Annotated in this window: 10 protein-coding genes and 1 pseudogene; 9 read left to right on the top strand and 2 right to left on the bottom strand. The window is 68.2% G+C overall.

The genetic code is table 11. The features are described 5' to 3' along the window. Nucleotides 1-230 precede the first annotated feature (230 nt). From OG792_RS20645 to OG792_RS20685, 9 genes and pseudogenes are all read left to right on the top strand, one after another. Nucleotides 231-1,319: an ArsR/SmtB family transcription factor gene (locus OG792_RS20645; RefSeq protein ID WP_329101293.1), complete on the top strand. Its 1,089-nt coding sequence runs from the start codon at nt 231-233 to the stop codon at nt 1,317-1,319. A gap of 1,251 nt (nt 1,320-2,570) precedes the next feature. Continuing rightward, the gene (locus OG792_RS20650; RefSeq protein WP_329101295.1) at nt 2,571-2,939 is read left to right on the top strand and encodes a hypothetical protein; all 369 of its coding nucleotides are present in this window, start codon (nt 2,571-2,573) and stop codon (nt 2,937-2,939) included. After that, on the top strand, nt 2,936-4,393 hold the full coding sequence (locus OG792_RS20655; protein WP_329101297.1) for a hypothetical protein: 1,458 nt from the start codon (nt 2,936-2,938) through the stop codon (nt 4,391-4,393). The genes OG792_RS20650 and OG792_RS20655 overlap by 4 nt, the downstream gene beginning before the upstream one ends. Beyond that, entirely contained in the window at nt 4,390-4,602 is a 213-nt protein-coding gene (gene adfB, locus OG792_RS20660; RefSeq protein WP_329101299.1) for an actinodefensin-associated protein B, read from the top strand. Before OG792_RS20655 ends, adfB begins: the two co-directional genes overlap by 4 nt. Beyond that, nucleotides 4,592-5,368 carry a hypothetical protein gene (locus OG792_RS20665; protein ID WP_329101300.1) on the top strand — a complete coding sequence of 259 codons (777 nt, stop codon included), beginning with the start codon at nt 4,592-4,594 and terminating at the stop codon, nt 5,366-5,368. The genes adfB and OG792_RS20665 overlap by 11 nt, the downstream gene beginning before the upstream one ends. Nucleotides 5,369-5,387: 19 nt before the next feature. Beyond that, on the top strand, nt 5,388-6,863 hold the full coding sequence (locus OG792_RS20670; protein WP_329101302.1) for an alpha/beta hydrolase family protein: 1,476 nt from the start codon (nt 5,388-5,390) through the stop codon (nt 6,861-6,863). Then, on the top strand, nt 6,860-8,668 hold the full coding sequence (locus OG792_RS20675; protein WP_329101304.1) for an ABC transporter ATP-binding protein: 1,809 nt from the start codon (nt 6,860-6,862) through the stop codon (nt 8,666-8,668). Before OG792_RS20670 ends, OG792_RS20675 begins: the two co-directional genes overlap by 4 nt. An 18-nt stretch (nt 8,669-8,686) precedes the next feature. Beyond that, nucleotides 8,687-8,952 (top strand): annotated as a pseudogene (locus OG792_RS20680) (IS630 family transposase); the annotation flags it as partial. A 57-nt stretch (nt 8,953-9,009) separates the two neighbouring features. Continuing rightward, entirely contained in the window at nt 9,010-9,813 is an 804-nt protein-coding gene (locus OG792_RS20685) for a phosphotransferase (protein ID WP_329111343.1), read from the top strand. A 366-nt stretch (nt 9,814-10,179) separates the two neighbouring features. Here OG792_RS20685 and OG792_RS20690 read toward each other — a convergent pair whose 3' ends face one another. Together OG792_RS20690 and OG792_RS20695 are read right to left on the bottom strand one after the other, a co-directional pair. Beyond that, nucleotides 10,180-10,440 carry a hypothetical protein gene (locus OG792_RS20690; RefSeq protein WP_329101305.1) on the bottom strand — a complete coding sequence of 87 codons (261 nt, stop codon included), beginning with the start codon at nt 10,438-10,440 and terminating at the stop codon, nt 10,180-10,182. 358 nt (nt 10,441-10,798) lie between these two features. Further along, the gene (locus tag OG792_RS20695; protein WP_329101307.1) at nt 10,799-11,989 is read right to left on the bottom strand and encodes an alpha/beta hydrolase family protein; all 1,191 of its coding nucleotides are present in this window, start codon (nt 11,987-11,989) and stop codon (nt 10,799-10,801) included. Nucleotides 11,990-12,063 lie beyond the last annotated feature (74 nt).

Consider the following 12,063-nt stretch of genomic DNA (forward strand, 5'->3'; position numbering starts at 1 on the left):
TCGCCACCATGTTCGGACGAACGACGCTACCCCGCGCCTGTTCCGAGCAATCCGGCACAGACGTAAACCCATGCCGACTACCCAGAGGTGAATCATGGTTGACGCATTGCCGCAGCGTCAACGGAAGCACCCACTCTCGGGCCTCGATCTAGTCCGGTGAATTCAGCCTCGCAGAATGAGTGGAAGCGCGCTACAAGGCTAGCCAAGATGCATTTCCCGAGAGGAGACTGATGGTGCTCGACCCAATTGTCGCGCTCAATTCGGCGCTTCCGGCGCGCCCACCGGCCGACGGTCCGGCGCGGAGGGCGGGCGTGGTGCAGGCACTTGAGATCCCTGCCGAGGGACTCAGGAATGTCCGCTTCGGCTGGTCGATGGTGACCGAGGCCACCCTGTCGTTGTGGGCGGCCGCCGGAGACGACCAGGCGCCTTGGGTCCGACGGTGGTGGAGCGATGTACGCGGACGGCTACCGCCGGGCAGACCGCGCCTGTTGCGCGAGATCATCGGGACGGGCGGATACCCGCCGGACTTCCTCCTACCGGTGGTGGCCGGCGGCTCCACCTCCCTCGATGAGGAACTGCACGCGCTGGTGACCACATCGACGGGGTCGATCCGAGATGACCTGACCTGCGCCATCGCTGATGCCAAGCGAACGGGGCGCACCGGGCCGGCGCTGCCGCTGGCCACACGCCTGCTGGACGCGCGCGGCGAGGGCGCCTACCTGGCCGCCTTGGCCGATGAGCTGAGAACCTACTGGGCGGCGGCTTTGGCCCCGTACTGGGACGGGCTGCGGGCCGACCTGGAGTTGGAATTCGACCATCGGGCGCGAACACTCGCCGCCGATGGGGTCCAGACGGTCATCGCCGACATGAGCCGACACCTGGCCTGGAGCGGCGACACGCTACTCGTCGACATGCCGCCCCGCGCCCGACTAACCGCCAACGCGGGGCTGTGGTGTGTCGGTTCGGCGTTCATGGGCGATCGGATTCTCCTGACCAGCCGTCCCGACGACACCGTAGCCATCTACTTCGCTGTCGGGGCGGCGGGCGCCACGTCGGGGAGGCAACCGATCAGACTAATTTCGCGGGACCTCACCGAACTTCTCGGCGCGACCCGTGCCGCGTTGTTGGCCACCCTGGACATCGTGCACACCACCGCCGACCTCGCCCGGCGCCACAACCTTTCGGCCGCTACCGTCTCTCATCATCTGGGCATCCTGCACAAGGCGGGCCTGCTCCATCGCCGGCGTGACGGCAAGCGCGTGCTGTATCGGCGCAGCCCTCTGGGTAACGCCCTCACCCGCCGAAAGATATCTCAATGAGTTTTGAGCGGGGTGTCAGGCTGATTGGAGATGGGGCGTCGTTGCCGGCGGGCCGGGCCTCCTCGGGTGAGTCGGCGGATCAGCCGATTGATCGCGCTCACCGGATCAGGGCCTCGGACACCGCCGGGTGACGTTTGTAGTCACGGGCCAGGCGCCGGTACGAGACGAGCCACACCAGGGTCGGCTCGGCCACCCGCCGCCTCGGATGGACCACGAAGCCTTCCTGTCCACCCGACTTCCGAACAATCGCAAATGAGCGCGGAGAACGTCCCGGCACCCACCGACCAGATGGCCAGCGAAGCCCCGGTCGGCGAACACGAACCGGATCGGAGTGCCGGCGCAAACCGCCACTAGGGCGTCCTTTCCGCCGTCTCGGTCGGTCCTGCCATGTCGCCACGAGGACCCACACGCAGACCAGCAGGCCGAGGGTGACGGTCACGACTGACCGCTTCCGACCGTTGGCCCTCGTCAAGGGTCGTAGCTGCGAGTGTCCCGGCCGACCGCGTCGGCCCCCTTCACCGACAGGTACACGACGACTACGTCCCGGCGCGAATGCCTCGGCACCCGCCCGGGTTCCTTTGTCGGCGGCGACAAGGGCTCGACGATCTCTCACTGCGCATCGGTCAGGTTCCGGTCGTACGTCCGTAGCCGCTCTACCGAGGAACTCTCTGACGGAGATCCACTCACCCGACGGACACACTGTGTGACGCCCTGCCAAACACTCACTCGGGCCGTTGAAAATACGCGGACCAGTTGACCTCGTCGTTTCGACTCCAGTCAAATCGACGAGCAGCCGCTCCTCGACAGGACGCAAGCATTCGTGTTGAGATCTTTACATAGGCTCACACTGGTGAATCTATTAACTCATCCGAGGAGGTGAAAAGTATGATCACAACGTCCATTGTTGACAGGCTGGCCAGCAACAGCCTTCAGCAGCACATGTTCGAGTCCCAGTCGACTGTGGCTCAGGAATGCATACCGAATGGCGGCAGGTGTCTCTTCACGTATACCTGCTGCGACGGCTACTACTGCCGCCTCTACGTCGGTTGGTCGGCGGACGGCCACTGCCGTCCAGGCTGAGGCACTTCCGTCTCGGTCGTCGGCGCGTGCCCTTGTTGGGCTTCAGCGGCGGCTACGCAATTTCGTGCCGGGTCGGGCCGCTCACTGCGCGGCCCGCCCGGTGCGATCGATGCGGGCAACCCACGCTGCGACGCCAGAACTGACATGAATGCAAGAAAGGGGGGTTGTGTGATGGTGCGCACGGCGGCCATGGAAGCGCGTGAGTTTCTGGAGTCTGTACGGGGTGATGGGGGGACGTATCGGATCGAATCGTGGCCGCAGATGATACCGGTTCGCCGGGCGCAGCGAGTCGACGACGTCGTGGCATCGTTGCGGGTGGAGCAGCGCAACAGTGTCGGGTTTCTGGACCCGGTAGAGGATGCGCTGTATGTGACGGTGGGGCTGCGGGGTTTGGGTTTCCCAGCTTCGTTCCACCTGGGCAGGGAGACCGTGCCGGCGTTGCCACCGGCAGGTTTCTACGCGTGGGTGGAGTGTGACGGCGAAGTGGTGAGCACCTCCCTGCCCGTCAAGGAGACATATCTCGAGGTACATCGAGCATGAACAAGGTAGAGATAACCAAGCATGGGGTCCGGGCGACCGGTCCGGGGTCGACGTTTTCCGGCCTGCGAGTCGCTCAATCGAGGGATTCGTTCGATCTGGCGCTGGAGCTGCCGTCGACGCGATCGGTCTACTACCGGATCGACCCCTCAGGGTTGGAGTGGGGCGAGGACCTGGCCGCTTTCGCAGGTAGCGCAGGGATTCCCGGCCCAGAGGCGTGGGATCTGCTCGCCATGGTGCACGGAACCGTGCCGGCGCCGGATGATGCGCTGGGTGTGCCCGGGGTCCAACGGCTGACGGTCGGATCGGTGGTGCGGGTGGACGCCGGCGGGGTCCGGGTAGGGCGACACGCGCCACAATTGCCCCGCCCCGGGGGAAGCCTGGTCGACGCGGTCGGTGCGGCGCTACCGGATGGTCAGTTCGGGATCGCCTACAGCGGTGGACTCTCTTCGGCGTTTCTGGCGGTGGCGGCACGGCGGGCGGGCAAGCGGCCGGTGCTGGTACACGCGGATCTGGGCGCGGCCTTCACACACCTGCCGGTGCCTGGGATTCCTGGCCTGGAACTGCGACGGGTGCCCGTGGATGTTTCAGAGCTGCTCGACCATCATCCGATCGCCACCGAGCTACCACGACCGCCGACGCCGGAGGTGGAGGCGCGTCGCCGCCTCGTCGCGAAGTTGTCCGCGGCGGTGGACCTGCCGCTGGCAACCGGGGCGCTGCTGGAGGACCTGGTCTCGATCCGCCTACCCGAAGCCGACATCAGCGATGGAAATCTGCTCGAATGCGAGCCGTTCCACGTGGCCGGAATCCTGCCGACACTGGCCGAGGCGCGCAGGCTCCTCGAAGAACAGACCGTGCATGCGCGCATGGCTGCTGCGGAAGGCCCATCGACGGAGCAGCAGCCCGGTTCTCAGCCACAACGGCCGGTGGAAAAGTACTTCGTGCCTGGTCTGACTGCAACAGGCCGAGAGGAGTACGACATCGCGCGACAGCTGCGCCTCCCACTTTGGCAGGAGCACATCACGTCCCTGCCACCGGCGCTGGGCAAGGCCGACGCCGCTCTGGCCGAGCGTGGGAAAGCCGGCGCACTGCTGCCGGCTCTTGCCCCGCAGGTCCTCGCCGCCGTGGTTGCCCTCTCAGCCGACGACATCGGCCGGATCGAGCGGGGGGTGTTCCGGAACAACCGGCCGCTGTGGCAGGCGATCGACGCGCACGGCGTGACCGGCGTACGACGAGCGGCACCGGGCTACTGGCTGCGCCTAGCCGCGGCCGAACACCTCAATGCACAGCGGGACAAGCTGGCGGCGGATGTCGCCGAGTCGCCCCTGGCGAAGGCCGGCCTGATTGACGCCACAGAGGTCGCCAAGGCACTGCGTGACCCTCGGCTGATGACCGAGAACGCCCTGGCCCTGCTCCGGCTGGTGTGGACCGATCACTGGATGGGACGTCAATCATGAACACGGTGAAGCTTGCCCCCCAGGTGACCCTGACCCTCCTGCCGTACGGCGGCGCGGTTCTGGTGAATGGCGTGAGTCTGGCAATCGCCGAGTGCGATGAGCCACAGCGACTGGCGATCAACGAACTGCTGGCCGGCGGTGCACCGGAAGGGCAGTTGGCCCAGCTCCTGATTGCGGCCGGATGGGTGGTGCGCGGCGATGCTGGCTGATCTGCTGGTGGCGGTCCTGGCCGGTCCTCTCGTGGCTTCCGGTGTGGCGAAGCTGGCGGCGCCAACCGAGAAACTGTCCTGGCCGATTCGCCGCGGGCCGCTGGTGGCGCCGCACGGCCCGCGGCTGATCGGCGCCGCCGAGCTGATCGGCGCGGTGCTCCTCATTGTGGTGCCCGGGCGCCTTGCCGCGCTCTGCGGTCTGGTGGCGTACCTGGCGCTGACCATCGTGGCCCACGCACTCCGTGGCCAGAGGTGTGCCTGCTTCGGGCTGGCACGGCTGGCCTCGGTAGGTCACACCCATGTCCTCGGGAACGCCGCCGGCGCGTTGCTGGCAGCCGTCGCACTGCTGCTGGGCCCCGGCTCCCAAACGGCGTCGCGCGTCGTGTTCGCGGCAGCGGCAACCGCCCTGATCACCTGTGTGCTCCTCGTGTTGGACCACGGCGCCCGCACGCTCGACGCAGCGAAGGAAGAACAGATCGTGGAATCCATGCACGCGGTGTACGGCGTACGGCTCTACACCTCGGAGTCGTGTCCATCCTGCCGGGCACTGAAGAAGCTAGTGGCGGGGATGGAGCCGGCTCGCCGCGACGCGGTCGCCGAAACTGTGCTCGGACCCCATGATGCGCCACCGGCATCGATGGCGGAGATGGGGGTGCCTTGCGCGCAGGGCCTCGACGCCGCAGGACGACCCGTCGGCGAACCGGTCTCCGGAATCGGCTCGGTCAAGGGTCTGATCAACTCGATCGTCGTCACCGCACATGCTTGACAGCTGGCGGGAAAGCTCAATGACCGGGCCGTGGGCGCGGCTGACCGCCCCGACCGAGCCCTCGATCTCGCAGGCGAACCCTGCCGCCGTGTGCTGGCGCGACCTGTGGGTGGACCCGGACCTGGCCGGGCTCGTCACGGACCGGGCACGGCTGACCCGCATCGAGATCCACCCAGATGGCACGTCACCCGGATGGACGTTACCGATCACCGACGTGCTGCCCACACCACTCACGTGGCACCCCGACCGGCCCCTCGTCGCCGGGCTGGTGGTCCGGGACCGACACGCCCATCCGTGGGTGGCCGACTACGCCGCCCAGACTGTCACACTGTTCGACCAAGTGCGGGCAGCGACCTCGCACGCACGGCCTCCCCATGTCTGGGTGGGTGACCGCCTCGTCGTGCTCCTGGCGTCGCCGGCAACGCCCGCCCCGGTCGCACAAGGGAACCCGGTCGCACAAGGGAACCCGGTCGCGCTGGAGGCGACGGGTCCGGGATATGTGAAATTCCAGCCCACCCTGCCCGAACTCGCCGCTGTCGTCGCCGCCCGGCCCGCGGCGCTGGACCTGCTTACCGGCCAGACACTCGGACTGACCGACCCGCTGGTGGTCCGGCGTCTGGCCGCCCTGGACGGGGAACTCTATCTGGAGTACGCCGAGGACGATCCCGTCTCCGAGGAGGGCCTGTCCTGGTCCGGCCTCGCCGTGCCGGTGGACGGATCCGGCCCGCCCCGACGGGCCACCGAAACTCCCCACGACCTGCCCCACGATGCGCTGCCAGAAGAGGCGGCACCAAACCCCCAACCCACCCCGCCGATGCCGATGCCGATGCCGATCAGCATCGATACCGGGCATCACCAGGCCAGGCTCGCTCAGTACGGGGAAGAGCCGGCAGCAGTGTTGTGGCTACGCGATGCCCGCCCCGCAGGCAGGGTGACGGCGCCACCCCTGCTGGATACTGGATACGCGGTCGCGAACCTGGACCTGCCGTTGCACTGGCCGCCCGACGCCACGGTGGAATCCCTGCACCAGCAGATAGTCGAAACGGTCCACGCCGCGCTGGCCACCATTGACGGTCCGGTGCTGGTGGGCGGGCACAGCTTCAGCGCCACCCTCGCCCTTTACGCCCTCGCCCACATACCTGAGCTGCGTGGAGCGATCGCGCACAGCGGCTGCTACAACCGCACTCTCACTCCGACCGGTTGGCAACACGAAAAACGTCACCTGTGGCAGGCCCCGGACATCTACCGCGCCTTCAGCGCCCTGGAGTTCGCCCACCGGCTCGATCGGCCTGTGCTGTTGGCCCACGGCACCAAGGACAGCAACCCCGCCACCGCCCCCGGACAATCCGTCGAGCTCTACAAGGCCATCGTCGCCAACGGCGGCACCGCCCGTCTGCTCCTCCTTCCCGGCGCGGGCCACGCGTTCCATTACGCCGAACACCTCGCGTTCCTACGCGCCGAGCACCACAGCTGGATCACACGGTGGACCCGGTGACGCCCAGACTCACGCTCCGCGACATGTGCCGGGCGGCGACACGGGCCGTACGCATGTCCTGGGCGGCGGACCGGCGGGGTGTCCTCACCGTGGTCGGGCTTCAGCTGACCACCGCAGTCGGCCTGGCCGGTGCGTTGCTGCTGTTGCGGGGCATGGTCGACGACGTGATGCCCCTGGCCGGCAGGGGAGGTGCCGAAGCGGACCCCTCAACGCTAGCCTCCGGGCTGGTGGCGCTGATCGCCCTCGGCGCGGCGGGTGGCATCCTGCAAACGCTCAGTAAGATGCGACAGCAGATACTCACCGATCGGGTAGACCGGCACGTCATCTCACTGGTGTTACGCACCGCCGCTCATACCGAGCTGTGGGAATTCGAAGACCCCGACTTCCATGACAGGTTGCAGCGCGCCGTACACGCCGCGCGACACAAGCCGGCCATGGTGATCATAATGCTGGTCACGATGATGCAGGCGGCGCTGACCGTGCTGGCCGTGGCGGGCGTCTTCATTACCATCGCCTGGTGGCTGCTCCCACTGGCGACTCTCACCGCGTTGCCGCTGTTCAAGGCCGCCAAGGACGAACGCGACGCCATATACACAATGCACCACTCCCTAGCCGAGAACCACCGCCGCCGCCAATACTTCGAGCAGTTACTCACCGGCAGAGACGAGGCCAAGGAAATCCGCGCTTTGGACCTCGGCGCCACCCTCCACACCCGCTGGGACAACGAATACGCTCAGGAACTGACCGGCATGGTCCGCCTGATCCGCACCCATGCGGGACGCGAAATCCTCGCCAGACTCGTATCCAGTGCTCTGATCGTCGGCGTCATCACCACCGTCTGGGCCCTGGTGGACGCCGGCGCGGTGTCCCTGGCCGGCGCCTCCACCGGCCTGGTCGGACTCTGGTTGCTGTCGACTCGGATGGCGATGGCCAGTCACATGCTCAACGACATGGGCCAGTCCCTGTACTTCCTCAAGGACCTGCACGACTTCGCGGCCCCGGCCACCGCGCCACCACCTAGGCCCGCTGAACCCGTGCGCCCGTTCCGGACGCTGCGTGCGCGCGATCTGACCTTCGCCTACCCCGGCACCGATCAACGCACCCTCCACGGCATCGACATCTCACTGCATGAAGGCGAAATCATCGCCCTCGTCGGGGTCAACGGCTCCGGAAAAACCACCCTCGCGAAGATCCTCGCCGGCCTGTACGCGCCCACCGGCGGAAGCCTGGACCACGACGGTCGCCCGGCCACCGACCTGCATCAACTGCGCCATGGCTGCGCCGTGGTGTTCCAGGACTTCGTCCGCTACAAGGTGACCGCTTACGACAACATCGCGTTCGGACGCGTCGAGGACCAACCCCACGACAGCCGCACCAGATGCGCCGCCGAATCCGCCGGTGTCGCGGCCCTCGTGGAGGGCCTTCCCGACGGCTACGACACCGTCCTCGGGCGCGAGTTCACCAACGGCACGGACCTCTCGGGTGGCCAGTGGCAGAAACTCGCCATCGCCCGCGCCTTCTACCGCGATTCCCCCTTTATCATCCTCGACGAGCCCACCGCCGCCCTGGATCCTCAGGCCGAAGCAGACCTCTTCGCCCGCATCCGCCAGCTCTTCGCCGGCCGCACGGTCCTGCTCATCTCGCACCGATTCTCCAGCGTCCGCAGCGCCGACCGCATCTACGTCCTGGACGCCGGCCGCATCATCGAACACGGCACCCACACCCAACTCATGCGCGCCCAGGGCCGCTACGCCGACCTCTTCCTCACTCAGGCAGCGGGGTACCTCGACGCGACGCCGGCCTGAGCTCGGGTGAGAGACAGCTGGTCGGCGCGACTGCTCGCCGATCACCTGAGCGGGACGGGGATGCCGGTCAGCTTGGCCGAGGTGGCCCGGATCGGGCGGGCGTGGGACCTGCAACCGCATCGGGTCGAGACGGTCAAGTTCTCCACTGATCCACAGTTGGAGGCGAAGGTTGTAATGTGGTCGGCCTGTACCTCGACCCGCCCGCGAACGCCGTCGTGGTCTGCGTCGATGAGAAGTCACAGATCCAGGCCCTGGACCGGACCGCGCCACTACCACCGATGCGGATCGACCAGGCCGAACGGCGCCAGCTTCAGCCCTTGAACCGAATTTCCCGTACGCCGATGGTGGGCGCCCGGGCGATAAAGCGCGGGCCGCCGCGCGGACTTTCCGCAATACTGGCCCGTGTGGACGAGGTTCAGGTCGTGGTTGCTCACTCCGAGCGGGTGACGCTCCGCATCGGCGACGTCTTCCTCAAGGTGGACGCCGACCCGGCGCGCCTGGACGCCGAGGCCGAGGCGATGGCCGCGGCGCCGATCCCGACGGCCCCGATCCTGTGGCGCAAACCGTCGGTGATAGCGCTCGGCGCCCTCCCCGGCGAGGCCCTCGGCCGCCTCGGCGAGCCGTCGCTCGCCTCGCCCGCGGCCTGGGCCGCCGCGGGTGCCGCCGCCCGCACCCTGCACGACGCGCCGCTACCCGCACGCCCCGGCCGCAGCGCCGACTCGCTGGTCTGGGCGGAGCTGGAATCCGAGTGCGAACTGCTCGTCGCGAACGGCGTCCTCCCCGCCGGCCTGGTCGCCCGCAATCGTGAGGTCGCCGAGACCGCCTTCCGCCCGTTCAACCCGGTGTTCGCCCACGGCGACCTCCAGATCACCCACGTCTTCACCGACGGCGATCGGGTCACCGGCGTGCTCGACTGGTCCGAGGCCGGCCATGGCGACCCGATGTTCGACCTCGCCACGCTGACGCTGGGCCACGAGGACCGCCTCGCCGACGTCCTCGCCGGCTACGGCCCCGCCGCCGACCCGGCCGCCATCCGCGCCTGGTGGTCCCTCCGCAGCCTCCTCAACGTCCGCTGGCTCGCCGGACACGGCTTCGACCCGTTCGCCCCGGGCTGCGAGGTCGACGTCCTCAAATCTCGCATGTGACGGATCGATCCCGGTGATGCCGGGCCGTGAATCGTCGACGCCCCGCGCCTGGCACGCCGGCACCGCCGGAGTGGTCGTGTATTGAGTGGAGGATGAAGGTGGCTGCTTCCGCAGCGGCGGAGACAATCCGACGGTCCGGCCAGTCGGCTGACGACTCTGCCGTGGCCATCACCGCCGCTGCCATCGCCTGTACGTCCGAGCTGCTGCCGAAGGCAGTGCTGGTCACCCCGCTCGTGGGCAATCCGCAGGGCATTTGCGGTGGCCGCCCGTCGGCGCACCGGCTGCGATCGGTGACCTCGGTGGCGGCAGGCGGGACGCGCGAGCCCGGCGCACGCTGCCGCCACCTGATCCGGTCACCCGGCGGTCCTACCCCGGCAGCCAGGCCCGGAAGTACCAGCCGTTGTACTCGCTGTTGGGCAGGGTGCGGTATTCACAGTTGCTGCTCACCTCACCCCAGTAGCTGGCATCGATACGGTAGAGCTCGCACTCGTCGTAGGTGACGAAATAGCCGTTCCAATCGAATTGCACGGCGGCGGCCGGGGCCGGCTGGACGGTGAAGCCGACGGCTGCCGCGGCGGCGGCGACAACCGCGAGGCGGGTGAGCCGGCGGCGGAGCGGCTGGGGCATGGCGAGTCCTTCCGGAGTGGTGACGAACCTGCCCGACCATCATAAATCCACGATCACCGATTGATGATCCACCATCCGGACAGCCCGGACCCGCGAATATCGGCGGATTTCACCGTCACTGCCAGCCTGTCGCGCAGCCCTAGCACTCCAGCAGGAGGTCCGTTCGGACCTGTGGTGACGTGTGGTTTTGTCCGTGGACAGCAAGCGGCCGCCGTCGAGTCTCAGTGGTTGCATAGACCTCAGGAGATGCGGCGGTGGCTGCCGCTCACGGCCGGAACCCCGGCGCCGGCACAGCACCGCCCGGGCGTCGAATTTGAGCCTGGGATCGCTGTCCACCTCTCACCCAGCCGTCCGGGGTTCACGGCAGGAAACGCATCTCCGGGTAGCGAGCCGACGGACCGGCCAGCAGGCGGCCATCGCGGTGGCGCAGGTGCTTGTCGAAGAACGCCCGCACGTACGGCCGCTGGACGGCGATTGATCGCTCACCGTCGATGCTACCGATCAACGGCTCGCTGTCCTCGGCCGGAGTTCCGAGCTGCGGTAGCAGGACCTGGAAGTCGGTGAACGACAGATGCCCGGCGTTCTCCAGCTGGATCCAGTACCGCGGGCCGCGCAGCCGGGACCACATTTGGTCCCAGGTCTCGTCGGTGTTCCCCGGGTCCTCGGTGTCGGCGCTCATCATCAGGAACGGCCGGTCCAGGCCGGCGGTGAGCACCCGGCCGAAGAAGGTGCCGTCAAGGTTGAGCCCGGCCCGCACCCGCCGGTCCACCAGCATCGTCTCGGCCGATCCGGCACCGCCGAGCGACGAGCCGAACATCCCGACCCGGGACAGGTCGAGCGCCTGCGCGAGTCCTCGCGGCAACGCCCGGCCCGAAGCATCGGGGTTGCGCCCGCGACTGATCGCGGTCAGCTTGTCGAGCACGAAGCGGGTGTCGGCCACCCGGACGTCGAGCACCCTGCCCAGCAACGCCGCCTCGTCGTCGGGGTCGGCCGGCGGCGGGATCGCGTGGGTCGCGATCCGCCCGTCCGGGAACTCGACGAACTGCGCGTCGTGCGTGTGGTCGATCGTCACGACGACGAAGCCGTGGCTGGCCAGATCCTCGACGAGCGCGGTGCTCCCGGTGCGCTCCCCGCCGAGGCCCGGCGAGAACATCACGACCGGTCGGCGGCCCGGGGCGGCCGGCGCGCTTGTGTGCCCGTGCGTGACCGGCAGCACGAAGCCGCTCCCCGGCGGGTTGATGCGGGCCGCCACGCCCGGCGACACCCAACCCGCCCGCGGATGGCCGTACACATTGCGCGCCGGATACCAGATCTGCACGATCAGCTCGCGGGCCTTCTCGTCCGGCACCCACGGATCGGGCCGGGACCGGTCGACCAGGTGCAGCGAGACGGTGCCGATCCGCTCCGGCCCGGTCGGCTGCGGCAACGTCAGCCGGATGTCGGCCCCGGCGGCCGTCCGGGAAGGCAGGACGGCCGGCGGCTCGGCCGCGGCGGGCGAGCCGGCCAGCAGGGTGGCGGCGGAGGCGAAAACCGCGACGAGTGTCTTCATCGGATCGAATCTCCGGGGTTGAGGAAGATCGGTACAGCGGTCAGCGGTACAGATGATCTTGTGCGCTCATGACC

The sequence above is a fragment of the Micromonospora sp. NBC_01699 genome (genome assembly GCF_036250065.1).
Classification (GTDB): Bacteria; Actinomycetota; Actinomycetes; order Mycobacteriales; family Micromonosporaceae; genus Micromonospora_G.

Bases quoted from the DNA above. Each gene is read 5' to 3' on its own strand.
- OG792_RS20670 (WP_329101302.1), top strand. From the start codon at position 5,388: ATGACCGGGCCGTGGGCGCGGCTGACCGCCCCGACCGAGCCCTCGATC.
- OG792_RS20695 (WP_329101307.1), bottom strand. From the start codon at position 11,989: ATGAAGACACTCGTCGCGGTTTTCGCCTCCGCCGCCACCCTGCTGGCC.
- OG792_RS20650 (WP_329101295.1), top strand. From the start codon at position 2,571: ATGGTGCGCACGGCGGCCATGGAAGCGCGTGAGTTTCTGGAGTCTGTA.
- OG792_RS20685 (WP_329111343.1), top strand. From the start codon at position 9,010: ATGGTGGGCGCCCGGGCGATAAAGCGCGGGCCGCCGCGCGGACTTTCC.
- OG792_RS20655 (WP_329101297.1), top strand. From the start codon at position 2,936: ATGAACAAGGTAGAGATAACCAAGCATGGGGTCCGGGCGACCGGTCCG.
- OG792_RS20690 (WP_329101305.1), bottom strand. From the start codon at position 10,440: ATGCCCCAGCCGCTCCGCCGCCGGCTCACCCGCCTCGCGGTTGTCGCC.
- OG792_RS20645 (WP_329101293.1), top strand. From the start codon at position 231: ATGGTGCTCGACCCAATTGTCGCGCTCAATTCGGCGCTTCCGGCGCGC.
- adfB (WP_329101299.1), top strand. From the start codon at position 4,390: ATGAACACGGTGAAGCTTGCCCCCCAGGTGACCCTGACCCTCCTGCCG.
- OG792_RS20665 (WP_329101300.1), top strand. From the start codon at position 4,592: ATGCTGGCTGATCTGCTGGTGGCGGTCCTGGCCGGTCCTCTCGTGGCT.